General features: G+C 72.2%; 17 protein-coding genes and 1 pseudogene. 4 read left to right on the top strand and 14 right to left on the bottom strand.

The window, feature by feature from the left end:
• Positions 1-436: 436 nt before the first annotated feature.
• The 4 genes and pseudogenes from ACIQGZ_RS29290 to ACIQGZ_RS29275 all read right to left on the bottom strand — a co-directional run.
• Positions 437-2,122, bottom strand: coding sequence for a ribonuclease J (locus tag ACIQGZ_RS29290; RefSeq protein ID WP_402607711.1), 1,686 nt, complete (start codon positions 2,120-2,122; stop codon positions 437-439).
• A 245-nt stretch (positions 2,123-2,367) separates the two neighbouring features.
• On the bottom strand, positions 2,368-3,267 hold the full coding sequence (dapA, locus tag ACIQGZ_RS29285; RefSeq protein WP_402607709.1) for a 4-hydroxy-tetrahydrodipicolinate synthase: 900 nt from the start codon (positions 3,265-3,267) through the stop codon (positions 2,368-2,370).
• Between the two features lie 283 nt (positions 3,268-3,550).
• A complete protein-coding gene (gene thyX, locus ACIQGZ_RS29280; protein WP_402607715.1) occupies positions 3,551-4,741 on the bottom strand; it encodes an FAD-dependent thymidylate synthase in 1,191 nt (396 codons plus the stop codon).
• Between the two features lie 168 nt (positions 4,742-4,909).
• A pseudogene (locus tag ACIQGZ_RS29275) lies at positions 4,910-5,194 on the bottom strand (FAD-dependent thymidylate synthase); the annotation flags it as partial.
• Between the two features lie 137 nt (positions 5,195-5,331).
• On the opposite strand from ACIQGZ_RS29275, the gene ACIQGZ_RS29270 reads away from it, so the two are divergent.
• Positions 5,332-5,898 (top strand): GNAT family N-acetyltransferase, encoded by a 567-nt coding sequence (locus tag ACIQGZ_RS29270; RefSeq protein ID WP_402607707.1) that lies wholly within the window; start codon positions 5,332-5,334, stop codon positions 5,896-5,898.
• Between the two features lie 527 nt (positions 5,899-6,425).
• Here the strand turns inward: ACIQGZ_RS29270 and ACIQGZ_RS29265 are convergent.
• From ACIQGZ_RS29265 to eccD, 6 genes are all read right to left on the bottom strand, one after another.
• The gene (locus ACIQGZ_RS29265) at positions 6,426-6,869 is read right to left on the bottom strand and encodes a hypothetical protein (protein WP_402607705.1); all 444 of its coding nucleotides are present in this window, start codon (positions 6,867-6,869) and stop codon (positions 6,426-6,428) included.
• A gap of 7 nt (positions 6,870-6,876) precedes the next feature.
• Complete coding sequence (gene dapB, locus ACIQGZ_RS29260) at positions 6,877-7,632, bottom strand: 4-hydroxy-tetrahydrodipicolinate reductase (protein ID WP_402607703.1); 756 nt, start codon at positions 7,630-7,632, stop codon at positions 6,877-6,879.
• A gap of 56 nt (positions 7,633-7,688) precedes the next feature.
• On the bottom strand, positions 7,689-9,047 hold the full coding sequence (locus ACIQGZ_RS29255) for a M16 family metallopeptidase (RefSeq protein WP_402607701.1): 1,359 nt from the start codon (positions 9,045-9,047) through the stop codon (positions 7,689-7,691).
• Positions 9,048-9,153: 106 nt separating this feature from the next.
• Complete coding sequence (locus ACIQGZ_RS29250; protein WP_402607699.1) at positions 9,154-11,358, bottom strand: polyribonucleotide nucleotidyltransferase; 2,205 nt, start codon at positions 11,356-11,358, stop codon at positions 9,154-9,156.
• Positions 11,359-11,791: 433 nt separating this feature from the next.
• Positions 11,792-12,082: a 30S ribosomal protein S15 gene (rpsO, locus tag ACIQGZ_RS29245; protein WP_402607697.1), complete on the bottom strand. Its 291-nt coding sequence runs from the start codon at positions 12,080-12,082 to the stop codon at positions 11,792-11,794.
• A gap of 240 nt (positions 12,083-12,322) precedes the next feature.
• Positions 12,323-13,786 carry a type VII secretion integral membrane protein EccD gene (gene eccD, locus ACIQGZ_RS29240; RefSeq protein WP_402607695.1) on the bottom strand — a complete coding sequence of 488 codons (1,464 nt, stop codon included), beginning with the start codon at positions 13,784-13,786 and terminating at the stop codon, positions 12,323-12,325.
• 607 nt (positions 13,787-14,393) lie between these two features.
• On the opposite strand from eccD, the gene eccCa reads away from it, so the two are divergent.
• Positions 14,394-18,344 carry a type VII secretion protein EccCa gene (eccCa, locus tag ACIQGZ_RS29235; RefSeq protein WP_402607693.1) on the top strand — a complete coding sequence of 1,317 codons (3,951 nt, stop codon included), beginning with the start codon at positions 14,394-14,396 and terminating at the stop codon, positions 18,342-18,344.
• Between the two features lie 135 nt (positions 18,345-18,479).
• Here the strand turns inward: eccCa and mycP are convergent, their stop codons facing one another.
• The 4 genes from mycP to eccB all read right to left on the bottom strand — a co-directional run bounded on the left by mycP (position 18,480) and on the right by eccB (position 22,462).
• Entirely contained in the window at positions 18,480-19,769 is a 1,290-nt protein-coding gene (gene mycP / locus ACIQGZ_RS29230; RefSeq protein WP_402607691.1) for a type VII secretion-associated serine protease mycosin, read from the bottom strand.
• Positions 19,770-19,926: 157 nt separating this feature from the next.
• The gene (locus ACIQGZ_RS29225) at positions 19,927-20,223 is read right to left on the bottom strand and encodes a WXG100 family type VII secretion target (RefSeq protein ID WP_402607689.1); all 297 of its coding nucleotides are present in this window, start codon (positions 20,221-20,223) and stop codon (positions 19,927-19,929) included.
• 77 nt (positions 20,224-20,300) lie between these two features.
• On the bottom strand, positions 20,301-20,612 hold the full coding sequence (locus ACIQGZ_RS29220) for a WXG100 family type VII secretion target (protein ID WP_402607687.1): 312 nt from the start codon (positions 20,610-20,612) through the stop codon (positions 20,301-20,303).
• A gap of 233 nt (positions 20,613-20,845) precedes the next feature.
• On the bottom strand, positions 20,846-22,462 hold the full coding sequence (gene eccB, locus ACIQGZ_RS29215; RefSeq protein ID WP_402607685.1) for a type VII secretion protein EccB: 1,617 nt from the start codon (positions 22,460-22,462) through the stop codon (positions 20,846-20,848).
• A gap of 426 nt (positions 22,463-22,888) precedes the next feature.
• On the opposite strand from eccB, the gene eccE reads away from it, so the two are divergent.
• On the top strand, positions 22,889-24,157 hold the full coding sequence (gene eccE, locus ACIQGZ_RS29210; protein WP_402607683.1) for a type VII secretion protein EccE: 1,269 nt from the start codon (positions 22,889-22,891) through the stop codon (positions 24,155-24,157).
• The gene (locus ACIQGZ_RS29205) at positions 24,157-24,936 is read left to right on the top strand and encodes a hypothetical protein (RefSeq protein WP_402607681.1); all 780 of its coding nucleotides are present in this window, start codon (positions 24,157-24,159) and stop codon (positions 24,934-24,936) included. Before eccE ends, ACIQGZ_RS29205 begins: the two co-directional genes overlap by 1 nt.
• Positions 24,937-25,139: the final 203 nt, after the last annotated feature.

The following is a 25,139-nucleotide window of genomic DNA, read 5'->3' as shown; positions in this document are numbered from 1 at the left end:
GGTATCAACATATCTGGCGTTGACTTTTGGCACGCTGTTGAGTTCTCAAGGAACGGACGCTTCCTTCGGAACCCTCTCACAGGCTCCTCCGGGCGTTTCCCTTCGGTTTCACCAGCTTATCAGATCCGCTTACCGCTTTTCTGACCCCCGCTGGCGGGGTTCCTGCATTTCCTTCTGCCTTTCGGCGCTTTCCGACTCTATCAGATCGCTCTGACCGTCTTCCCGCGCCACCAATCCGCAACGAGCTTCCGATCCGAGAATTCCCGGATCGGTTCGCTCACTCAGGATTGGGCTCCCCGGAGGCCGTCCGCGCTGTCAGCGCGCCCGATTCCCTCTACAGGCAGCTCGGAGAACGTTAGTAGCCCTTGGGGGGCGTGTCAAGCGCCGGCAGCGGGCCGGCACCGGGGAACCCGGTGCCGGCCCGTATCGCTGCTGGTCAGACCTCCACGACGACCGGGAGGATCATCGGCCGGCGGCGGTAGGTGTCGGACACCCACTTGCCGATGGCGCGGCGGATCAGCTGCTGCAACTGCCTGGGCTCGGCCACGCCGTCGCCGGCCGCGCGGGACAGCGTCTCCTCGATCTTCGCGATCGCCGGCGCGAAGGCCGCGTCCTCGATACCGGAGCCACGGGCCTGGATGTGCGGGCCGCCGACCACCTTGCCGGTGGTCGAGTCGACCACCACATACACCGACACAAAGCCTTCGTCGCCCAGGATGCGGCGGTCCTTGAGGGAGGTCTCGGTGATGTCGCCGACCGACAGACCGTCGACGTAGACATAGCCCGCCTGGACCTTGCCGGTGATCCGGGCGACGCCCTCGACCAGGTCGACCACCACACCGTCCTCGGCGATCACGGTGCGGTCCTTGGGGACGCCCGTCGCCTGGCCGAGGTTGGCCGCGGCGCGCAGGTGGCGCCACTCGCCGTGCACCGGCATCAGGTTGCGCGGGCGGCAGATGTTGAAGAAGTAGAGCAGTTCCCCGGAGGAGGCGTGCCCGGAGACGTGCACCTTGGCATTGCCCTTGTGCACCACATTGGCGCCCCAGCGGGTGAGGCCGTTGATCACCCGGTAGACCGCATTCTCGTTGCCCGGGATCAGCGACGAGGCCAGGACCACCGTGTCGCCCTCGACGATCCGGATCTGGTGGTCGCGATTGGCCATCCGGGAGAGCGCCGCCATCGGCTCGCCCTGCGAACCGGTGCAGATCAGCACCACGTCCTCGTCCGGCAGGTCGTCCAGCGCCCGGACGTCGACCACCAGGCCGCCGGGGACCCGCAGGTAGCCCAGGTCGCGGGCGATGCCCATGTTGCGGACCATCGAGCGGCCGACGAAGGCCACTTTCCGGCCAAACTCGTGGGCCGCGTCCAGCACCTGCTGGATGCGGTGCACATGGCTGGCGAAGCTGGCCACGATGATGCGGCGCTCCGCCTTGTCGAAGACCTGCCGCAGCACCGGCAGGATGTCCCGCTCGTGCGGGATGAAGCCGGGGACCTCGGCGTTGGTGGAGTCCACCAGCAGCAGGTCGATGCCCTCGTCGGCCAGCCGGGCGAAGGCGGGCAGGTCGGTGAGGCGGCCGTCCAGCGGCAGCTGGTCCATCTTGAAGTCGCCCGTGCACACGACCATGCCGGCCGGGGTGCGCAGGGCCACCGCGAGGGCGTCCGGGATGGAGTGGTTGACCGCGACGAACTCGCAGTCGAAGGGGCCGATGCGCTCGCGCTGCCCCTCCTTGACCTCCAGCGTGTACGGCCGGATGCGGTGTTCGGCGAGCTTGGCCTCGACCAGGGCGAGGGTCAGCTTCGAGCCGATCAGCGGGATGTCCGGCTTCTCCCTGAGCAGGAAGGGGACGGCGCCGATGTGGTCCTCGTGGCCGTGGGTGAGGACGATGCCGTCGATGGCGTCCAGCCGGTCCCGGAGGATGGTGAAGTCCGGCAGGATCAGATCGACGCCGGGCTGCTCCTCCTCCGGGAAGAGCACGCCGCAGTCGACGATCAGCAGTCGGCCGCCGTACTCGAAGACGGTCATGTTGCGGCCGATCTCGCCGAGCCCGCCGAGCGGGATGACGCGCAGGGCGCCCTCGGGAAGCTCGGGGGGCAGGCCCAGTTCGGGGTGCGGATGGCTCAAAAGTCTCTCCTTACGCCGCGCGCCACATGCCCCAGGGTCGCCCCCGTCGGCACATGGCGCGCGTGTCTCGTTCCTTCGATTGCTTGTTCCGCCCGTTGCCGAGCGGCGGGTCCGTGTGCGGTGCCTCGCGCCTGGTCCGGTTCTGCGGCGGTCCGTGCCGGGATGTCCGGCGGAGACCGGCGAGCCGGGGCGCGCACGTCTGCCGTCTGGCAGGTGCCTGCCGACAGCTTGCCGACTGCTGCTGACTACAGGTGTACCCCGCCTGCGGCGAGATCCTTCCTGAGCTGACCGATCTCCGCGTCCGTGGCCTCCAGCAGCGGAAGGCGCAGCGGGCCCGCGGGCAGGCCGAGCAGGTTGAGCGCCGCCTTGGTGGTGATCACGCCCTGGGTGCGGAAGATGCCGGTGAAGACCGGGAGCAGGCTCTGGTGGATGCCGGTCGCCTTGGCGTGGTCCCCGGCGAGGAAGGTCTCCACCATCAGGCGCAGCTCCGGGGCCACCAGGTGGCCGACCACGCTGACCAGGCCGACGGCGCCGACCGACAGCAGCGGCAGGGTGAGCACGTCGTCGCCGGAGTACCAGGCCAGGCCGCTGCGGGCGATGGCCCAGCTGGCGGCGGACAGGTCGCCCTTGGCGTCCTTGTTGGCGACGATCCGGGGGTGCTCACCGAGCCTGGCGAGGGTCTCCTGGCTGAGCGCGACTCCGCAGCGGGCGGGGATGTCGTACACCATCACGGGCAGGCCGGTGGCGTCGGCGACAGCGGTGAAGTGCCGGACCAGGCCCTCCTGCGGCGGCTTGCTGTAGTACGGCGTGACCGCCAGCAGGCCGTGGGCCCCGGCGGTCTCGGCCTGCCGGGCCAGCTCCACGGAGTGGCGGGTGTCGTTGGTGCCGACGCCGGTGATCACATGGGCGCGGTCCCCGACGGCTTCCACCACGGCCCGGACCAGTCGGGCCTTCTCGGCGTCGCTGGTGGTCGGAGACTCACCAGTGGTGCCGCTGATGACGAGGCCGTCGTTGCCTGCGTCGACGAGGTGGACGGCGAGGCGCTGCGCGCCGTCGAGGTCGAGGGAGCCGTCAGCGGTGAACGGGGTCACCATCGCGGTCAGGACCCGGCCGAAGGGGGTCTCAGGGGTGGAGGTCGGAGCCATGGAACCAACGCTACTCGTTGCCGACCGGAGGGTGCCCCCGGTGGGTGGGGGGTGGAGGTCCGCCCGGGTTCGCCGCCCCGGGAGCGAAACGGGAGAGTCAGGCGGAAACCGGGGGTGACCACCGGAAGTTCTCCGGGCGATCAGGGTCGCGGCAGGGATTCCGGTGCCGTCTGCTCGGGGGTTCAGCCGGCACCGGAATCCGTGATTTGAGCCTAGGTACGGGGCCGGGAGCCCGCAATCCGGACATGGCCGACCGGGTACTCCCCCGCGCGGCCGCCGCAGGTCAGGGGGCGACGCGGCCGTGCTCGTCGAAGGCCGCATGGGTGAGCGGCATCAGCTCGGCCCACCGCTGCTCCATCAGCTCCGCCACCATCTCGATCTCGCGCTGCGGGAAGGAGGGCACCTTGGCCCGCTCGTCCTTGGTGCGCAGCGAGAGGAAGTGCATCAGCGAGCGGGCGTTGCAGGTCGCGTACATCGAGCTGAACAGCCCCACCGGCAGCACCGCGCGGGCCACCTCGCGGGCCACGCCGGCGGCCAGCATCTCGCGGTACGCCTGGTAGGACCGCTGGTAGGAGTCCTCCATCGCCGTCGTGACCGTCCGGTGCTGCTCGGGCGTGCCCTCGACGAACTCGTACTTGCCGGGGCGCCCCTGCTGGACGAGCTTGCGCTCCGCCGCCGGCACGTAGAAGACCGGCTGCAGCTCGCGGTAGCGGCCGCTCTCCTCGTTGTAGGAGTTGTGCACCACGATGCCGTCGGCGAGGAAGTTGTGCCACGGACCTGCGACGGAGAGGTCGTAGGTCATCTCCTCGCCGTCGTCCTGCACCGAGACCAGCATGTCCGGCTTGGCCACCGCGACCTTGCCGCCGCGCTTGGCGAGCCCCTGCTCGTCGGCGCTCTTGGCCGTGTGGCAGGGCCGGCAGGCCGGGGAGAGGTTCCCTTCGTCCAGCGCGAGGAGCAGGTCCAGCGCGACCGGAATGACGTGGTCCAGCTCCAGCTCGGCCCGGGGGAAGGTCCGCGAGCAGAGGTAGCAGGTGTCCAGTTCCTTGATCAGCCGGTTGCGCTGCATGGATGTCCAGACGCCGATGCCCTGCCGCAGGCTCGGCGGCACGAGTGCCTCACTCGGCCTCGGCGAGGTGCCCGCGGCCATGACCGCGTCCCCGGCTTGCAGCTCTCCCGCCTTGCGCCAGCCGTCCGGGGTGAGGACGGCGTGGTCCCTGCTGCACCGCAGGACCTTCCCCGACGCGGTGGTCAGCCTGAGGAGCTGCTTGACCCCGGACTCCATGACGTCGATGATCTGCGCCCGCTGCGCGAGCAACGTCCGCTCGTCGTAACAGCGGACGTGGTTGCGCCGGACCGACTCCAGCCGACGGCGGCGCGTAGTGGGGTGCTCCGCCCGGAAGTCGGCGACGACCCGCTCGGCGTCCTCCCGGGCCTCGTGCAGCCCCAGATAGTGGTACTCCCCCTGGTGGCGCACCTGGGCGTTCCACTTGCCCGCCTTCTCGTGCCAGGTCACACCGCCCTTGGAGACCGGCAGCCGGTCCTCCACGCCGTGGTGCCATTGCTGGTAGAGGTCCTTGATGCTCCTGCGGGCCAGATGGCCGCCTTCGCTCTCCAGGGTGATCTGGGTGTCGCCGGCGAGGCACCAGCCGCTGCGGTGCCGGTGGAATTCGCGGAAGACGAAGATCGGGGCGCTGATGAAGAAGGTCATGGAGTTGTGCTCGAAGGGCGTGCCGTGGCGGTCGCGCATCAGGTAGTTGATCAGGCCCTTGGAGCGGGCGGGGTCCTGCTGGAGCGCTTCCAGGGACTGCTCGCCGGCCGTGGAGACCCGGGCGGCCCAGAGCACGTCGCTGTCGCGGGCGGCGTGCCGTACCAGTTCGACGGTCACGTCGCCTCGGAAGCGGACCTCCTGGGCGGCTTCGTCGGTCACGGGTGGTTCCTCTCGGGGCGGCGGTGGGGGCGGCGCCAGACTATCCCGCACGTCGCGGGCCCCGGCACGGCACTCGCCCGGCGGCTTCGTATCCTCGTGCGCACGGCTCGGCCGAGCCGGTGACCGAGGAGGAACGGATGACGGTGGAAACGTACGGGACGGCTGTGGTGCGGGAGACCCGTCCGGAGGACATGGCCGATGTGCTGCGGGTGCGGACGGCGGGGTGGCGGGCCGCGTACCGGGGGATTGTGCCTCCCGCGTACCTCGATGCGCTGGACGCCGGTCCTGAGGCGCTGACCAGGGCGTTAAGGCACTTCCGGGAGCGGCCGCGGGACCGGTGGCACCTGGTGGCGGAGCGCGGCGGGCGGGTGGTGGCGTTCGCGGTCTGCGGGGGTGCGCGGGCGACGCTGCCGCTGCCCGCCGAGGGGGAGCGGCGGCCCGGTGAGCTGTATGCGCTGTACGCGCACCCGGAGGCGTGGTCGACGGGGGTGGGGGCGTTGCTGCTGGAGGCGGTGCGGGGGCGGCTGGCGGGGGACGGCTATCCGGCGATGGTGCTGTGGGTGCTGGAGGAGAACGCTCGGGCTCGGGCGTTCTATGAGCGGCACGGGTTGCGTCCGACGGGGGCGCGGGCGATGTTGCGGTTGGGCGGGGCGAGGTTGCCGGAGCTCCAGTACCGGGTTGCGCTGGGGGTGGGTGGGTCGTAGCTGGGCGGTTCGGTGCTCACGCCTGAACGGGGACGGGTCGCCACCCGGGGGGCGGGATCTGTGGGGTGGGGTGCTGCGGCTGGGTGGGGGGTTGCTCGTGCAGTTCCTCGCGCCCCTGACGGGGCCGCCCACACCCGGGTGGGGACGGGTCGCCACCCGGGCGGGGCGGGACAGGTGGGTTCGGAGGCTCTGCTGGGTGGGGGGTTGCTCGCGCAGTTCCTCGCGCCCCTGACGGGGCCGCCCACACCCAGGCGGGGACGGGTCGCCACCCGGGCGGGGCGGGATCTGTGGGGTGGGGTGCTGCGGCTGGGTGAGGGGTTGCTCGCGCAGTTCCTCGCGCCCCTGACGGGGCTGCCCACACCCAGGTGGGGACGGGTCGCCACCCGGGGGGGCGGGATCTGTGGGGTGGGGTGCTGCGGCTGGGTGAGGGGTTGCTCGCGCGGTTCCTCGCGCCCCTGACGGGGCCGCCCACACCCAGGCGGGGACGGGCCACCACCCGGGCGGGGCGGGACAGATGGGGTGGGGGGTTAGTGGGGGGTGGGGTGGAGGCGGATGGCGTGTTGCATGGTTTTGCGGGCGCGGGGGGTGTCGCCGGCGTCGGCGTAGGCGATGGCGAGGCGGAACCAGACGCGCCAGTCGTCCGGCGCCGCCTCCGCCTCGGCCTGACGGCGGGCGAAGACGGCGTCGGCGGAGGCCCGGTCGATGCGGCCGCCGGGGGTGCGTACCAGTTCATCGACGGGGAGGCCGCCCTCGGCCTCCAGTTCGCGGGCCAGCGCCTCGCTGTGGCGGCCGAACTGCACGGTGTGCCAGAGGAACCAGACACCGATGCCCGGGATGACGATCGCGCAGATGCCGATGCCGACCCCGGCCGGTCTACCGGTCGCCATCAGCTGGACGCCCTCGAACACCACCACCGCGAAGGCCAGCAGCAGGATGGCGGCGAGGACGAAGAATCCGGTGCGGGACTTCACGGGGTACTCAGTCCAGGTCCAGGAAGTGCTCCAGGCCGACGGTGAGGCCCGGAGTGCCGCCCACCCTGCGTACGCCCAGCAGGATGCCGGGCATGAAGCAGCTGTGGTGCAGCGAGTCATGACGGATCGTCAGCGTCTCGCCGGTGTCGCCGAACAGCACCTCCTGGTGGGCCAGCAGGCCGCGCAGCCGGACCGCGTGCACCGGCACGCCGTCCACGTCCGCGCCGCGCGCGCCGTCCAGGGCGTGCGTGGTGGGGTCCTGCTGGCGGGGCCGGCCGGCCTGCTCGCGGGCGGCGGCGATCAGCTGGGCCGTACGGGTGGCGGTGCCGCTCGGCGCGTCGGCCTTGCGGTCGTGGTGCAGCTCGACGACCTCGACCGACTCGAAGAAGCGGGCCGCCTGCTGGGCGAACCGCATGGTGAGCACCGCGCCGATGGAGAAGTTGGGCGCGATCAGTACGCCGGTGGCGGGCGAGGCCGCCAGCCAGCCGCGCACGGTGGCCAGCCGCTCCTCGGTCCAGCCGGTGGTGCCGACCACGCCGTGGATGCCGTGGGAGACGCAGAACTCCAGGTTGCCGAGGACGGCGTCGGGGTGGGTCAGGTCCACCGCGACCTGCGCCCCGGCGTCGACCAGGGTCTCCAGGCTGTCGCCGTGGTCGGGCGAGGCGACCAGCTCCAGGTCGGGGGCGGCCTCGACCGCCCGGCACGCCTCGGAGCCGATCCGGCCCTTGGCTCCGATGACAGCCACTCGCAGCGGCGCGGTCATGAGGGTGCTTCCTTTCACGGGAACGGGAATCACAAGGCGGTCGGACGGTCGGGCGGTCAGGCCACCGCTTCGGCGAGGCGGCCGGCGCGCTTGTCCCCCACCGGTCCTATCACGGCCAGCGACGGGCGGCGCCCACCGAGGACGTCCCGGGCGACCTCGCGGACGTCGTCGGGCGTGACGGCGGCGATCTTCCCCAGCAGCTCGTCCACCGACAGGTGGGTGCCGTAGCAGAGCTCCGCCTTGCCGATCTTGTTCATCAGGGAGCCGGTGTCCTCCATGCCCAGCACCGTGGACCCGGAGATCTGGCCGATGGAGCGGCGCAGCTCCTCGTCGTCGATGCCGTGCTCGGCGACCCGCTCCAGCTCCTCGCGGCAGATCTTCAGCACCTCTTCGACCCGCTTGGGCTGGCAGCCGGCGTAGATGCCGAAGAGGCCGCTGTCCGCGTACGAGGAGGAGTACGAGTACACCGAGTAGGCCAGGCCGCGCTTCTCGCGGACCTCCTGGAAGAGCCGGGAGCTCATGCCGCCGCCGAGGGCGGCGTTGAGCACGCCCAGCGCCCAGCGGCGCTCGTCGGTGCGGGCGACACCCGGCAGGCCGAGCACCAGGTGGGCCTGCTCGGTGGGCCGGTTGAGGACCTGGGACCGGCCGGCGGTGCGCAGGGCGCGGCTGCCGCCGCGCGGTTCGGCGGGCCGGGCGTCGGCGCGGCCCAGTGCGCCGGCCGCCTCGAAGGCCCGGGTCACCTGGCGGACGACCTTGGCGTGGTCGATGTTGCCCGCGGCGGCGACGACCAGGTGCTCGGGCTTGTAGCGGCGGCGGTAGAAGCCGTCGATCTGGTCGCGGGTGAGGGCGTTGATGGTCTCCACGGTGCCGAGCACCGGGCGGCCGAGCGGCGAGTCGCCGTACATCACCTGGGAGAACAGGTCGTGGACGACATCGCCCGGGTCGTCCTCGGTCATCGCGATCTCCTCGAGGATGACGCCGCGCTCGGCGTCGACGTCCTCGGGGCGGATCAGCGAGCCGGTGAGCATGTCACAGACCACGTCGATGGCGAGCGGCAGGTCGCTGTCGAGCACCCGGGCGTAGTAGCAGGTGTTCTCCTTGGCGGTGAAGGCGTTCATCTCGCCGCCGACCGCGTCCAGCGCGGAGGAGATGTCCAGCGCGCTGCGCCGCTCGGTGCCCTTGAAGAGCAGGTGCTCCAGGTAGTGGGTGGCTCCGCCCAGCACCGGGGTCTCGTCCCGCGAGCCCACCCCCACCCAGATGCCGAAGGTGGCGGAGCGCACCGTCGGCAGGGTCTCGGTGACGACGCGCAGGCCGCCGGGGAGCACGGTGCGGCGTACGGTGCCGGCGCCGTCCACCCCCTTGAGCAGGGTCCGGGTCGTGCCGGGGCGCTGCTGCGCCGCCGAGACCTGAGCCACGGGGAAACCTCCAGGAGCAGGGAGAACAGGAGTATCAGGGGTGCGGCCCGTCCCTCCCCGGCAGGGGAGGAACGGGCCGTGGGTCAGGCTGTGCCCGTGACCGGGGTCAGGAGCTCGCGGCCTCGTCGCCCTCGCCCTCGATGACGGGGATGAGGGAGAGCTTGCCGCGCGGGTCGATCTCGGCGATCTCGACCTGGACCTTGTCGCCGACCTTGACGACGTCCTCGACGTTCTCCACCCGCTTGCCGCCGGAGAGCTTGCGCAGCTGCGAGATGTGCAGCAGGCCGTCCTTGCCCGGCATCAGCGACACGAACGCGCCGAACGTCGTGGTCTTCACCACAGTGCCCAGGTAGCGCTCCCCGACCTCCGGCATGGTCGGGTTGGCGATCTGGTTGATCGTCGTACGGGCAGCCTCCGCCGAGGGGCCGTCGACCGCACCGATGTAGATGGTGCCGTCGTCCTCGATGGTGATGTCCGCGCCGGTGTCCTCCTGGATCTGGTTGATCATCTTGCCCTTGGGGCCGATGACCTCACCGATCTTGTCCACCGGGATCTTGATGGTGATGATGCGCGGCGCGTTCGGGGACATCTCGTCGGGCGCGTCGATGGCCTCGTTCATCACGTCGAGGATGTGCAGCCGGGCCTCGCGGGCCTGCTTGAGCGCGGCGCCGAGCACCGAGGCGGGGATGCCGTCGAGCTTGGTGTCGAGCTGGAGCGCGGTCACGAAGTCGCGGGTGCCGGCGACCTTGAAGTCCATGTCACCGAACGCGTCCTCGGCGCCCAGGATGTCGGTGAGGGTCACATAGTGGGTCTCACCGTCGATCTCCTGGGAGATCAGGCCCATGGCGATACCGGCGACGGGGGCCCGCAGCGGGACACCGGCGTTCAGCAGCGACATGGTGGAGGCGCAGACCGAGCCCATCGAGGTGGAGCCGTTGGAGCCCAGCGCCTCGGAGACCTGGCGGATCGCGTAGGGGAAGTCCTCGCGGGTCGGCAGCACCGGGATGAGCGCCCGCTCGGCCAGCGCGCCGTGGCCGATCTCGCGGCGCTTGGGGGAGCCCACCCGGCCGGTCTCACCGACCGAGTACGGCGGGAAGTTGTAGTTGTGCATGTAGCGCTTGCGGGTCTCCGGCGCCAGGGTGTCCAGCTGCTGCTCCATGCGGAGCATGTTCAGCGTGGTGACACCGAGGATCTGGGTCTCGCCGCGCTCGAAGAGCGCCGAGCCGTGCACCCGCGGGATGGCCTCGACCTCGGCGGCCAGGGTGCGGATGTCGGTGACCCCGCGGCCGTCGATCCGGACCTTCTCCTTGATGACGCGCTCGCGGACCAGCTTCTTGGTCAGCGCGCGGTACGCGGCGGAGATCTCCTTCTCGCGGCCCTCGAACTCGGGCAGCAGCTTCTCGCCGGCCAGCGCCTTGACGCGGTCCAGCTCGGCCTCGCGGGCCTGCTTGCCGGCGATGGTCAGCGCCTGGGCCAGCTCGTCGCTGACGGCGGCGGTGAGCGCCTGGAGCACGTCGTCCTGGTAGTCCAGGAAGACCGGGAACTCGCCGGTCGGCTTGGCGGCGCGGGCGGCCAGGTCGGCCTGGGCCTTGCAGAGCACCTTGATGAACGGCTTGGAGGCCTCCAGGCCGGCCGCCACGATCTCCTCGGTCGGCGCCTCGGCGCCGCCCTCGACCAGCTTGATGGTCTTGTCGGTGGCCTCGGCCTCGACCATCATGATCGCGACATCGCCGTCGTCCAGGACGCGGCCGGCCACGACCATGTCGAAGACGGCCTCCTCCAGCTCCGGGTGGGTCGGGAAGGCGACCCACTGGCCCTTGATCAGCGCGACGCGGACGCCGCCGATCGGGCCGGAGAAGGGCAGGCCCGCCAGCTGGGTGGAGGCGGAGGCGGCGTTGATCGCCACCACGTCGTACAGGTGAGTCGGGTCCAGCGCCATGACGGTGCAGACGACCTGGATCTCGTTGCGCAGGCCCTTGACGAAGGACGGGCGCAGCGGGCGGTCGATCAGCCGGCAGGTGAGGATCGCGTCCTCGGAGGGGCGGCCCTCGCGGCGGAAGAACGAGCCGGGGATGCGCCCGGCCGCGTACATCCGCTCCTCGACGTCCACCGTGAGCGGGAAGAAGTCGAAGTGCTCCTTGGGCTGCTTCGAGGCGGTGGTGGCCGACAGGACCATGGTCTCGTCGTCCAGGTAGGCCACGGCCGAGCCGGCGGCCTGGCGGGCCAGTCGGCCGGTCTCGAAGCGGATGGTACGGGTGCCGAAAGCGCCGTTGTCGATGACGGCCTCGGCGTAGTGCACGTTCTCTTCCACCAGGAAGATCTCCTCTTGTCATACGGGTCCTGGTGGAGCGCCCCTGCGCATCGCTACCGCTCCGGCCCCGGCCGGGCCGGTCTTCGATCGAAGCCTCCGGGCGGCTGTTCGCGCTGCCCGGCGGCCACTACCGAGGACCGGCGCCTCCTGGCACCGAGTCGGCGGTCGCGTGTGGACGCTCCCCTGGGTGCGGGCGGCCTCCGTTTGAGGCCTGCGGCCCGCGCGGTGTCGGTGTGCCCGTCGGCGCCGACGTGCGGCGCCCTCTGCGGGCCTTCCCTCCACCTTACAAATCCACACCCTACAAACCGGGCCGTTCCCACGCGCGTGGGAACGGCGACCCCGGGGGGGTGCGGCGCGCCGCCGGGCGGTTCGGCCCGGAATAGCGCGAAGGGGGCGGCTTCCCCACCAGGGGAGCCGCCCCCCGGGCGACGTGTTACTTGGCGCCGCCGGCGGCACCGCGGCGGATGCCCAGGCGGTCGACGAGCGCACGGAAGCGCTCGATGTCCTTCTTGGCCAGGTACTGGAGCAGGCGGCGGCGCTGGCCGACCAGCAGCAGCAGGCCCCGGCGGGAGTGGTGGTCGTGCTTGTGGGCCTTGAGGTGCTCGGTCAGGTCGGAGATCCGACGGGTGAGCATCGCGACCTGGACCTCGGGGGAGCCGGTGTCGCCCTCCTTGGTGCCGAACTCGGACATGATCTGCTTCTTGACGGCGGCGTCGAGAGCCACAGCAACTCCTTCGAGTGATTCGCCGAGCGGTCCTGGTCTGCGTCACAGGCGCCTTGGTGGGACTCGGCTTCGTACGGCGACCGTGGCCCGGCGTGTGCGGACACACAGCGTGTGGACACTGCATCCGGACACAGTGCGGCAACGATCGATGCCCAAGCGTACCAGTGCCCGCCGACCGGCTGGTCGGCGGGCACTGGCGGGGCTTGGGCACGGCCGGGGGCCGCTCGGGCCGGGGGGGTTTCAGCTGGTGAGGCCCCGGACGGTCGCGTACACGTCCAGCACCGCCAGGGTGAGCGGCACCAGCGAGATCAGCACCAGGCTGTCCACCAGGTCCAGCACCCGGCCCCAGAACGGCGAGACGCCGAGCCGGGGGACGACCAGGGCGATGGCCACCAGCAGCGCGGCGCCGACCGCGATGGCGGTGCTCAGCCAGACGGTGCGGATGTCGGCCTCCGGGCCGGCCTGCACCGAGACGATGAACTGCGGGGTGTGCAGCGCCAGGCCGAGGATCAGCAGGCCCAGGCTGACCAGACCGGCGATGACCAGGCAGAAGACCTGCGCGGAGTAGCGGAACAACCGGGCTCGCAGCATGGTCGCGATCCCGATCACCAGGGCGAGCAGCTCCCCCCACATGCGGTCGCTGAAGCCGAGCACCGTGCAGGCGCCCACGACCACCGCGGCGGCGCCGCCGACCAGGCCGACCAGCACCTCGTGGCCGCGCCGCGCCTGGGCGGCGATCCGCTCGTACTCCAGGGCCTCGTGGTCGGCCGGGTCCGCGCCGCGCTCGCGGGCGCCGGCCTGGCCCGGGGCGTGGAAGCCGACCGGCAGCCGGGCGAAGCGGGAGGAGAGCGCGGGCAGGAAGCCGACCACCGCCACCGCGGCGGCGCCGGTGACGGCGGCGATGGAGCCGGCCGAGGTGTTCTCCATCGCCACGGCGGCGAAGGTGGCCAGGGTGCCGGCGGCGGCCACGAAGGCGGAGCCGACGAAGAAGGAGTCCTTCTCCGGCAGCAGGCCCACCAGCAGCACCGACACCACTAGCACGGTGACGCAGCCGACCAGGAACTGCATCCGGCCGGGCCCGCCGCCGACCAGGGCACCGGGATGGGTGACCGGGATGATGCCGGAGCCGGCGATCAGCGCGTGCGGCAGCGCGGCCAGCCCGAGGGCGAGGGCCGCGGCGTGGTCGGCGTACACCCGGGCGCGTACGCCGCTGAAGGCGACCAGGACCACGGCGGTCACCCCGGAGAGCAGCCCGGGGAGGCTGTGCATGTCGTGGAAGAGGTCGGAGAACCAGAGCGCGAAGCCCATCAGGGTGAGCAGCAGCACCGCGCCGGTCAGGCCGAAGGTGCGCATCAGGGCGGGGCCCCAGAAGCGGCGGTCGGACTCCACGGCGGTGGCGATGGCGTCCGCCACGTCGTCGTACACGGCCGGCGGCAGCGACTCCGCGAAGGGACGCAGGCTCAGCAGGTCGCCGTCGCGCACCTGCTGGGCGGCCAGCGGCAGTCCGCTGTCGAGGACGGTGCCGTCGCGGCGGACCAGGTGGAACCCGGTCGGCGCGCCTTCCTGCTGTGTCTGGCCGGACAGCCGCAGCACCTCCGGGTAGACGTCCGCGAGCGGGACGTCCTCCGGCAGCGCGACGTCGATCCGGCTGTCCGGTGCGACGACGGTGACCCGGCAGAATCCGGTCGTTGCGCTGGCGCTCACCGGTTCTCCCCCTTGTTGTGTGTACTACGGATTCGGCGCGGGGCCGGTACGGCCTCCGTGCACCGCGCCCGCCCCGCCGGGTGCTGACCGCGTCCTGGCAAGACCGGCGCGGGCACACCCTACCCAATCCGGCCCGGCGCCCGGCCACCGCCGTGGCCGGGGCGGGGCCGCGATGTGATGGTGGATCAGCTGTGCGGCGCGGCGGCCCCGAGGCGCCGCACGGCCGGCATCAGCGCCCGCCCGCCGAGCTGCCGGACCGGGGAGCCGTCGGCGCTGTCCTCCCGTGGGCGGATCGATCCGTGACAAACCGTCAGAGTGTGTCGGGCGGGCGGTGGGTGCGACCACCGCCCCGAGGCCCGCCAGGCCGGGGGATCGGGGTTCTGGCCATTGTCCGGTACCAGTAGGATCGGCCCCTGCGCAGGGGTGTCGAGGGGCGGTTGCCGGCTTGCGGGCCCCTGCGGTCGGTGGAGGGGGCCACGGGGGCTCTCACCCCGGACCGACCGGGCACGCACACCGCTGCGCGGCTGCCGGCCGGTCCGGCGATACGACGAAGCGACGAAGCGACGCAGCGACACGATCGACAGCGTGCGTGAGGGCTGGTGCCGAAGTGAGCGTGGTAACCGTCAAACGGCCGCCGAGGGCCTATCCGCCCACGGTGCCGGACGAGCCGGTCCAGTTGGAGTCGCCGCCGGAGCTGCCCAGGGGCGGTAACGACGACTGGATGATGAACCTGCTGCCGCTGCTCGGCATGGGCGGTTCCGCGGCGTTCTTCTTCATGCCCAACGGTGGCGGCTCCACCATGAAGGTGATGGGCGTCCTGATGATCGCCTCCACCGCCGGCATGGCGGTGGCGCAGATCGTCCGGGCCCGGCGCGGCGGCGGCTCCGCGATGTCGGACGAGCGCCGTGACTACCTCAAGTACCTGACCCAGATGCGGCGTCAGGTCCGCCGCATCGCGGAGCGGCAGCGCGGTGCGCAGTTGTATCTGCACCCGGAGCCGGACCAGCTGTGGTCGGTGGTGGCGGAGGGCCGCCGACTGTGGGAGCGGCGGCCCAGCGATCCGGACTTCGCGCAGATCCGGCTGGGGCGCGGTCCGCAGCAGTTGGCCACCCCGCTGGTGGCGCCGCAGACGGCGCCGCTGGACGAGTTGGAGCCGCTGACCGCCGAGGCGATGCGGACCTTCCTCTCCTCGCACGGCACCCTGCACGACCTGCCGCTCGCGGTGTCGCTGCGGGCCTTCTACCACATCACGGTCTGCGGCGACCCGGACACCGTGTACGGCAATGTCCGGGCGATGATCGCGCAGTTGACGACGCTGCACTCGCCGGACGACCTGGTGGTCGCCTTCGCCGCCGCGCCCGGCGCGGCGGACGAGTGGGAGTGGGCCAAGTGGCTGCCGCACACCCAGCACCGCCGGGAGAGCGACGGCGCGGGCAGCCGGCGGCTGATCACCACCGGGCTCGGCGAGCTGGAGGAGCTGCTGGAGGACGAGCTGGCCGGCCGGGCGCGCTTCCACCGGGACGCTCCGGTCAGCGGCGACCAGCCGCATGTGGTGGTCGTGGTGGACGGTGCCTCGGTGCCGCAGGACTCGGCGCTGGCGGGTGCGGAGGGCCTCCAGGGCGTCACCATCATCGAGGTGGTCCCCGGTGATCTGGACGAGCTGAGCGGCAGCCTGGTGATCACCGTCTCCCCGGACGAGCTGCTGCTCCAGTCGGCGTCCGGCGCCGCCTACCGGGGCACCGCGGACACCCTGTCCACCTGGCAGTCCGAGGCGCTGGCCCGGCAGCTGGCGCCGTACCGGATCTCGGCGGGCGGCGACGACGAGCCGCTGCTGTCCAATCTGGACTTCACCGATCTGATGGGCGTGGGGGACGCCGGTTCCATCGACATCTCCCGTACCTGGCGGCCGCGCGCCTCGCACGAGAAGCTGCGGGTGCCGATCGGCCTGGGCGCCGGCGGTGAGCCGGTGATGCTGGACCTGAAGGAGGCCGCGCTGGAGGGCATGGGCCCGCACGGCCTGTGCGTCGGCGCGACCGGCTCCGGCAAGTCGGAGCTGCTGCGTACGCTGGTGCTGGGCCTGGCGATGACGCACTCCTCGGAGATCCTCAACTTCGTGCTGGCGGACTTCAAGGGTGGTGCGACCTTCGCCGGGATGGCGGAGATGCCGCACACCTCGGCGGTGATCACCAACCTGGCGGAGGAGCTCACCCTCGTCGACCGGATGCGCGACGCGATCACCGGTGAGCTGAACCGCCGTCAGGAGCTGCTGCGCTCGGCGGGCAACTACGCCAACCTCAACGAGTACGAGCGGGCCCGGGTGGCCGGTGCGGCGCTGGACCCGCTGCCGTCGCTGGTCCTGATCATCGACGAGTTCAGCGAGCTGCTGACCGCCAAGCCCGACTTCATCGAGATGTTCATCCAGATCGGCCGGATCGGCCGGTCGCTGGGTGTGCACCTGCTGCTGGCCTCGCAGCGGCTGGAGGAGGGGCGACTGCGCGGTCTGGACACCTACCTGTCGTACCGGATCGGTCTGCGGACCTTCTCGGCGGCGGAGTCGCGGGCGGCGCTGGGGGTGCCGGACGCGTACCACCTGCCGCCGGTGCCGGGCGTCGGCTACCTGAAGTTCGGCACCGATGTGATGGACCGCTTCAAGGCGGCGTACGTCTCCGGTCCGTACCGGCCGGCCGGGCAGGTGCGCTCCACCGGGCGGGTCTCCAGCCACCGGCCGGTGCTGTTCACGGCGGCCGAGGTGGCGGTGGTCGAGACCGCGCCCGCCGAGGTGGAGCCGGAGCAGCCGCGCGAGGACGACGCGTTGGTGGACACGGTGCTGGACGTGATCGTGCAGCGGATGATCGGCCAGGGGCCGGCGGCGCACCAGGTGTGGCTGCCGCCGCTGGACGAGGCGCCGAGCATGGACCAGCTGCTGCCGCCGCTCCAGGTCACCCCCGAGCGGGGGCTGACCGCGCCCGAGTACGGCGCGCTGGGCCGGCTGGTGGTGCCGGTCGGCATCGTGGACAAGCCGTTCGAGCAGCGTCGCGATGTGATGTACCAGGACTTCTCCGGGGCGGCGGGCCACGGCATGATCGTGGGCGGTCCCCGGTCCGGCAAGTCCACGCTGATGCGGACCATGGTGGCGGCCTTCGGGCTCACCCACACCGCGTCCGAGGTGCAGTTCTACTGCCTGGACTTCGGCGGCGGCGGCATGATCGGCCTGGAGGGGCTGCCGCACGTCGGCGGTGTGGCCGGCCGGCTGGACGCCGAGAAGGTGCGCCGGATGGTCAGCGAGGTGCACGGGGTGCTCAACCGGCGCGAGGAGCTGTTCCGCGCGCAGGGCATCGACTCCATCGGCACCTACCGCACCCGGCGGGCGCAGGGCGCGCTGCCGAACGAGCAGTTCGGTGACGTCTTCCTGATGGTCGACGGCTGGCTGACCTTCAAGCAGGAGTTCGAGCTGCTGGAGCCGGTGATCGCGGACATCGCGCAGCGCGGTCTGGGCTACGGCATCCACCTGGTGCTCACCGCCTCCCGGTACGCGGAGGTGCGGCCCGCGCTGAAGGACCTGCTACAGAACCGGGTCGAGCTGCGGCTCGGTGACTCCATGGAGTCCGAGATCGACCGCAAGGTCGCGCAGAACGTCCCGGCGGGCGCGCCCGGTCGCGGCCTCACCCCGGACAAGCTGCACTTCCTGGGCGGTCTGCCCCGGCTGGACGGCTCGCACTCGGTCGAGGACCTGATGGACGGCGTGGCGCAGCTGGTGCAGTCGGTGAGCACCGGCTGGAACGGCCCGCAGGCGCCGCAGGTGCGGATGCTGCCGACGGTGCTGCCCGCCGGGCAGCTGCCCAAGGGCTTCGAGTTCCCGGAGCGCGGTGTGGCCTTCGGTGTGGACGAGGTGGAGCTCTCCCCGGTCTTCGTCAACTTCGAGACCGACCCGCTGTTCGTGGTCTTCGGCGAGAGCGAGTCCGGCAAGTCGTCGGTGCTGCGGATGCTGGTCAAGCAGATCACCGAGCGGTACACGCCGGACGAGGCGGGCATCGTGGTCGGTGACTACCGGCGTGCGCTGCTGGGCACCGTGCCGCAGGGCTACCTGGTGGAGTACGCGGCGGCGCAGCCCGCGCTGCAGCAGATCGTGGAGATGCTGCGCGGCTCCTGCGCCCGCCGGCTGCCGGGTTCGGATGTCACCGCCGAGCAGCTGCGGGACCGCAGCTGGTACACCGGCAAGGACATGTTCGTGATCGTCGACGACTACGAGCTGGTCGCGACGTCGTCGGGCAACCCGTTGCAGGGGCTGGTGGAGTTCCTGCCGTTCGCGCGGGACATCGGCCTGCGGGTGATCATCGCGCGCAGTGCCGGTGGTGCCGGGCGGGCGATGTTCGAGCCGATGATGCAGCGGATGAAGGAGCTGGGCGCGCAGGGCGTGGTGCTCTCCGGCAACAAGGACGAGGGCGCGCTGCTGGGTACGGTCAAGCCGCAGCCGCTGCCGCCCGGCCGGGGCATGTTCGTGTCGCGGCGGATCGGCTCCGGTCAGATGGTGCAGACCGGCTGGCTGCCCTCGCACTGAGGCCGCCATACGCGGAGAGCGGCGGCGGGGACCGGTCCGGTCCCCGCCGCCGCTTCGTCGTACCGGGTGGCTGTCGTACTGAGTGGCTGTCGTACTGGCTGGCTGTCGTAACGGGTGGCTGTCGTAACGGGTGGCTCAGATGGCGGCCCGGCGCTTGCGGTGGTCGCGCAGCACCACCGAGCCGCCGCTGATCAGCAGCACGCCGAGCAGGCCGGCGCCGAGCACATAGGTGGCGGTGCGGCGGTCCCGGTCGGCCTGGGTCTCGCCCAGGATGAGCGGCTGCGCCACCAGCGGGTCGGCGGCCAGGCGGGTCACCGGGTCGGGCACGGCGGCGGTGGCCGGCGGGGCGTTGGAGGTGACCGCCTTCACCGGGTCGACCACTCCCCAGCCGATGAACTTGTCACGGTCGCGGCCGTTGCGCTGCGCGGTCTGCTCGATCCGCGCCGCGATGGCGGCCGGGGTCCACGCGGGGTACTTGTCCACCGGGTACTTCTGCCGGAGCAGCGCGGCCACGCCGGCCACGTACGGGGCGGAGAAGCTGGTGCCGTTGTCCACGCACTGGCCGGCGCTGGGGACGGTGGAGAGCATGTCCACGCCGGGGGCGGCCACGTCGACGAAGTCGCCGTACTGCGAGAAGGTCGCCCGCTCGTTGTTGCGGTCGGAGGCGCCCACCGCGATCACCCCGGGGAGGGACGCCGGGAAGGTGGCGCCCTCCTTGCCGTCGTTGCCGGACGAGGCCACCACGATGATGCCCTTGTCGATGGCGGCCTGGACGGACTTGGCCAGGGCGTCGCGGCCGTTGAAGTCCCCGGAGGGGCCGGTGCCGCGGACGTCCTGCGAGATGTTGATGACCTGGGCGCCCGCCGCCACCGCGTCGTCGATGGCGGTGGCCAGGGTCTTGACGTCGCCGCTGCCCTCGCTGTCGTTCTGCCGGATGGCCAGGATGGTGGCGTCCGGGGCGAGGCCGACGAAGCCGGTCGCCGCGCTGGGGGAGGCCGCGATGATGCCGGCGACCTTGGTGCCGTGGCCGACCGGGTCGGTGGTGGCACCGCCGGCGACGGTCTGCTTGGTCTGCGGGTCCTTGAGCAGCACCTGTCCGGGCCGGACCTTGCCCTGGAGCTGCGGGTTGCGCGCGTCCACACCGGTGTCGATCACCGCGACGACGACGCCCTTGCCGGTGATGCCGCCCTTGGTGGTGACGCCGCCCTTCCACAGCTGGTCCAGTACCACCCGTTGCAGTGACCACGGCACGCCGGGGACGTCGCTGGACGGGATGTTGCACGTGCCGGCCGCCGCCGGGCTCAGCGGGGACCAGACCACCCCGCCGTCCTGCTCGGCCCCCGGGGCCACCGCCGCCGCCGGGACCGCGGCGACCGTGGCGAGGATGCCGAACGCGGCCGCGGCCGACGCCGCCGGGGTCGCCACGGCTCGGAGGCCACTGCGCCGCGCGGCCTCCCTCTGCTTGCTCAACGGCACCTGTACTGCCCCTCTTTCGCGCAGGTCCTCGTCGGGTGGGTCCGCCCGGTGCAGCCGTCAGGGGCGGGCGCCGTCCGGCGCCCGCCCCTGTTCAGCCGACCGGGGGTCAGTTGCCCCAGATGCTGGCGTTCTTGTTCTCGGTCTGCTGGTAGCTCTGCGCGGCGTTGTCCAGCGCGGTACCGATCTGGTTCAGCACCTGGTGCAGGTCGGCGGCGGAGCGGTCCCACTCGGCCTGGCGGGCCTGGTAGCCCTCCTTGGCCTTGCCGTCCCAGCTCTGGGCGATGCGCTGCACACCGGCCTTGAGGTCGTCCAGCTGCTGCTGGATGCGACCGGCGGTCGAGCGGACCTCGGAGCCGGCGTTCTGGATGGTGCTGAAATTGACGAGAATGTGGCCGTCGGACATGACGTCTCCCTGTCGAAAGGATCTTCAACGGCCCGCTGTCGCACGGGCCGGCGGGTACAGCGGCGGAAGCGGGCGGGTCAGCTGAACTGGCCGGTGATGTTGCCCAGCGACGAGCGCTGCTCCTCTTCGGTCGCGGAGTACTGCGCGGTGGTGGCGTCGATGGCCTGCTTGATCTCGTCGAGCACCCGGTTCAGCTTGGTGGCGTCCTCGTTCCAACGCTCCTGGAGCTGGTGGTAGGCGGTGGCGGCCTGGCCCTGCCACGTGCCGGTGACGGAGCTCACCAGGCTGTTCAGGCGGCTGAGCTCCTGCTGGATGGACGCGTTGACGTCGGCGATGCGAGCCGAGAACGCCCGCATCTCCTCGGCAGTGGTCCTGAACTGACCCGACATGTTCCAGTCCCCCATGAGACAGACGACTTGGCCGGCAGCCCGTATCCAGCCCCCGGTCAACACCACGACGTGATGTCCGGAATCACTCTAGCCGCCGCCACTGACACGCCCAACACCCCCTGGGGACGGTTACCGGACCATGACATCCGATGCACACAACGGCCGCAGGCCGGGCCGGAAGGCTTCCGGCACCGGCCTGCTGACGGTTCGTCGGATGATCAGATGAGGGACCGTCAGGACGTCTGCGGCTGCAACGCCGAGCTGCTGTCCAGGTTGGGCCCGCCCGGTACCAGGTCGGACCAGGCCCTCGGCACCAGCGACGGCTGGACGTCCTTGTAACCGAGCCGGGCCTGGGCGTCATTGCCCTGCTGGGCCTGGGCCTGGGACGGGTCGGGCGGCGCGGTGGGCTTGGGCAGTACGGAGCTCTTGGCCGAGCTGTCCCCGTTGGCGACCACCTGGTATCGCAGCCCGGTCTCGGTGAGCAGGTACACCGAGCCCGACACCGCGTCGGACTGGGTGCCCGCGCCGCCCTCCACCGCCCGGTACAGCAGACCGGTGCCGGGGCTGACCTGGGCGCTGGTCGAGCCGACCGTCACCCCGGCCGGGAAGGTGCTGGCCGCCCAGACGCTGCGCCGGGGGTTGTTCTTCTCGTCCATGCCCTCATAGGTGCTGCACACCACGTTGCGGGTGCCGCCCTCGCGGTCCTGGGCGTTGACCGCCTGGTTGGGGCGCAGCTGCGGCCAGTCGGCGGGCAGCGTCAGCCGCCGCTCGTTGCCGACCGCGCCCGCGTACCGGGCCTGCTCGGCGGCGGTGAGTTGACCGATGGTCACCTGGCCGTTGCCGTAGACGGCGGACAGCCGGGGGTTGTTCTGGAACAGCTGGAGTTCGAAGTCGGTCAGCCGGTAGAGGCCGCCCTCGCCGACCACGTAGTAGGCGTCCGGCTTGCCGTCGTTGTTGGAGTCGAAGGACATCAGGCGGCCGATGGTCTCGTCCTCGTGGTGCGACAGCGTCAGCCCGGAGGGGCCCTGGAACCGGGGGATGGTGGGGAAGTACACCTCCTGGCCGTCCTGCAGGGTGTCCAGCCACTGCTGGGTCACCCGCTGCGGAGCGGACTGGGGGCCGAACAGGCTGGTACGCAGCGCCTTGGCGTCGGCGCTGTTGGCGCCCTGGCTCAGCTGGTGCTTGCGCCCGGCCGCGTCGACCAGGTAGTCGGTGCCGCCCTTGCCGTCCGGTCCGGGCACCTGGACGTAGAGCGCGTCGCCGTGGGAGAGCCGGAAGCTGCCGTTGCGCAGCGACTGGGCCTGGGTGTCCGTCAGCACCAGCACCGACTGGTTGACCGTGGTCTGCGCCTGGTCGCCGCCCGGCCGGTCGCAGACCGTCCAGACCTTGGGCTTGGCGGCCTCGTCGGCGCTGGGCAGCTTGTCCGGGGCGTACGGGATGCCGATGGTCGGGCCGTGCTTGCGGTACTGGTCGAGCACCTTGTCCTCGACGATGGTGACCTTGGAGTCGGCGTCCAGCACCAGCTTGGCCGAGGCCATGTTGAGCACCGGGTAGAGGGTCTTGTCGTCGGGCTTGTCGGGGTTGGCGAGCACCACGTAGCGGGTGGTGGACTGCTTGCCCACCACGATGCTCTTGCCGTCGTCCCAGCCCTGCGGCGCGGCCGGCTTGATCATGCCCCACATGCCGAAGCCCGCGACCACCACCGCGGCCATCACCAGGCTGGGCACCACCGCCCGCACCGGGCGCGGGGCGTCCTCGTCATTGCCACCCCCGGCCGGCTGCAGGAACGCCCCCACCGTGCGGCGCCGCGCGAACGTGTACGCGTTCAGCTCGTCCCGGCGTGATGCCATGCTCGTCGTCTCCCACCTGTCCGTAACGCTGTCCGGTCGTACGGCGTGGGCTGATCCCGGCCCCCACCCCGCCGCCGCCCTGGCTGGGAAAGCGCTGCGTGCGCCCCGTTCTCCCCGTCGGCCACCGCGGACCGGGTCCGCTGCGGCCGGCGCCGCCCACCGGGTCACCGGGGGCCGAAACCCTCTACGATGCGGCGGGCAGACGGTCAGTACGGTACGGGTACCGTATGGCGATCAGCCAACCGGCCGCCGGTAATCCGACCAGAGAGGGTCACTCGGGGGATGCGAAGCCAGACCGCTCCAGAGCGCCGCAGCGCACCGCACGGAACGCCACCGCAGCCGGGCCCGCCGGCCTCCGGGCACCGCCGCCGCCGACGGGGGCGCGCCGAGCCCGCACCGGCTCCGCTGACCCCCGTCGCCATCCGGATGCACCCCCGGCCAGGGCGGCTCGGCGGCCCGGTCCGCCTCCAGCAGCTGGTACTGATCGAGGTGGCCGCCGCGCTGGTGGTGGTCGGCTGGACCGTCAGCAAGGCACTGGCCGGGGCGATGGCGGTGCCCGCGGTGCTGCTGGTGGTGGTCGCGCTGCTGCCGATCCGCGGCCGCTCGCTGCCGGAGTACCTGCGGACCGCGATGGCGCTGCGCGCCCGGCGGCGCGGCGCCCCGGACAACGTCCCGCCGCAGGGCACCGATCCGGGGATCGCCCCGGCGCTGGAGCTGGACCCGGCGCTGCGCACCTGCACCCACACCACCGAGACCGACTCCCCCGGCAGCGGCGGCGGCCAGCGCCGGGTGCGCCGCGAGGCGGGCATGGTCGGTGACGGCACCTTCCTGAGCGCGGTGCTGCTGGTGCGGGCCAAGGACGAGCCGCTGCGGCCGCTGCGCACCGCCCGGCCGCTGCCGCTGGACGTACTGACCGCCGCGCTCCAGGTCGACGACATCACGCTGGACTCGGTGCAGATCGTGCAGCACACCCAGCCCGCCCCGGCGCCTCACCTGCCCGAGCAGGCTCTGGCCTCCCGCGCGTACCAGCAGCTGCCCGAGGGGTCGTCCACCCCGTCGCTGCGGCTGACCTGGGTGTCGCTGCGGCTGGACCCGGAGCGGGCGGCCACCGCGGTGCTGGCCCGGGGCGGCGGCGAGACCGGCGCCCGCAAGGCGCTCCAGCGGGCCGCCGACCAGCTGGTCGCCGGGCTGACCGGGGCCGGCTTCAGCGCGACGGTGCTGGACGAGCGGGAGCTGATCGCCGCGCTGGCGACCTCCATCTGTGTCAACCCGCTGGCCACGGCGGGCCGCCAGGGCACCGGCGGCGGTACGGGCAACACCCGGCGCACCCAGGAGAGCCGCCGCTTCTGGCGGGTCGACGACCGCTGGCACACCACGTACTGGATCTCCCGCTGGCCGCAGCTGACCCGCCCCGGTGGCAGCGGCGGCCGGGTCGCGGCGCCCGACCTGGTCAACACGCTGACCGGGCTGCCCGCCCTGGCCAGCACCTTCAGCCTGACCGCGACCCGGGGGACCGGCGGCGCGGTGGCGGTCTCCGGGCATCTGCGGCTGACCGCGCGCAGCGAGAGCGAGGTCGCCCAGGTCGGGCGGCTGCTGGAGTCCCGGGCGCAGGGCACCGGGACCGGACTGGTGCGGCTGGACATGGAGCAGGCCCCGGGCATGCTCGCCACGCTGCCGCTGGGAGGGACCCGCTGATGGCGTACCAGAGCTACTCCCCCCACTCGCCCGCCGGACAGCCCGGTCCCGAGCGGCCGCCGCAGCGGGCCGCCGCCCGGATCAGGGCGGGCTTCGGCCTGCGCGGTCCGCGCCGCGAGCGGCATGTGCTCACCGCCGAGCAGCTGAACGCGCTGTCGATGCCGGTGGGCGACGACGGGGTGCTGATCGGCGTCGACCCGCAGCGCCAGCCGGCCGTCCTCGGGCTGTTCCGCCCGTCGGCGTACGACATCGTGCTGGTCGGCGGCGTGTGGACGGCGCAGCTGATCGCGTTGCGGGCCGCCGCCACCGGGGCGCGGGTCGCGGTGGAGACCGGCAGGCCGCAGACCTGGGCGCCGATGGCGCAGGCGGCGGGCGGCGGGCAGCCGTGTGTGACGGTGCACCAGGTGGGCCGGCTGGGTCCGCAGGGGCCCTCGGTGGCGGCGCCGGTGCTGGTGGTACGGGACCTGGGTGCCCGTCCGGTGCGCAGCCGGCTGTCGGCCGGGCCGTGGCAGACCATGCTGACGCTGCTGCCGTACCTGGGGCCGAACGCGCAGCGGGTGCTGGGCGCGGCGGACCTGGTGGGGGTGCAGCGGGTGTCGCCGCAGGAGGCGGAGCTGGTCGGGCGGGCCATGAACCTGACCGCCGCCGATGTGGCCGCGCTTCCCTCGATGGGTGACAACGTGACGCTGTGGACCACCCGGATGCGGCGTCAGTTCGTGATGACGGCGCCGGTGGACGCGGAGGTCCAGTTGCTGGGTGGACCGCGCCGGGTGGACTGAGGGCCGCTTTCACTCGTACGGGCGAGGGCGTGTGAGCGGCCCCGCCCGTACGAGTGACGACCCGTACGGGTGACGACGGGGGCGCCGCCGGAGCGTGCGGCGGGTCCGGGGGCTCCGTGCGGGCGAGCCGCGCAACCGGATCGCTCGTTCGGGCGATGGCGGCCGGGCCGGGCGCTGGGCTGGTCGGCCCCGGACGACGCGCC

The sequence above is a fragment of the Streptomyces sp. NPDC092296 genome (assembly GCF_044755465.1).
GTDB lineage: Bacteria > Actinomycetota > Actinomycetes > Streptomycetales > Streptomycetaceae > Peterkaempfera.
Note: the sequence above shows the minus strand (reverse complement) of the source record. Positions and strands in the feature narration are given on the sequence as shown.

What these genes read in the sequence shown, in the direction of transcription:
- ACIQGZ_RS29205 (WP_402607681.1), top strand. Translation starts at nt 24,157, where the DNA reads ATGGCGTACCAGAGCTACTCCCCCCACTCGCCCGCCGGACAGCCCGGT.
- dapA (WP_402607709.1), bottom strand. Translation starts at nt 3,267, where the DNA reads ATGGCTCCGACCTCCACCCCTGAGACCCCCTTCGGCCGGGTCCTGACC.
- ACIQGZ_RS29270 (WP_402607707.1), top strand. Translation starts at nt 5,332, where the DNA reads ATGACGGTGGAAACGTACGGGACGGCTGTGGTGCGGGAGACCCGTCCG.
- dapB (WP_402607703.1), bottom strand. Translation starts at nt 7,632, where the DNA reads ATGACCGCGCCGCTGCGAGTGGCTGTCATCGGAGCCAAGGGCCGGATC.
- eccB (WP_402607685.1), bottom strand. Translation starts at nt 22,462, where the DNA reads ATGGCATCACGCCGGGACGAGCTGAACGCGTACACGTTCGCGCGGCGC.
- ACIQGZ_RS29225 (WP_402607689.1), bottom strand. Translation starts at nt 20,223, where the DNA reads ATGTCCGACGGCCACATTCTCGTCAATTTCAGCACCATCCAGAACGCC.
- ACIQGZ_RS29220 (WP_402607687.1), bottom strand. Translation starts at nt 20,612, where the DNA reads ATGTCGGGTCAGTTCAGGACCACTGCCGAGGAGATGCGGGCGTTCTCG.
- eccE (WP_402607683.1), top strand. Translation starts at nt 22,889, where the DNA reads ATGCACCCCCGGCCAGGGCGGCTCGGCGGCCCGGTCCGCCTCCAGCAG.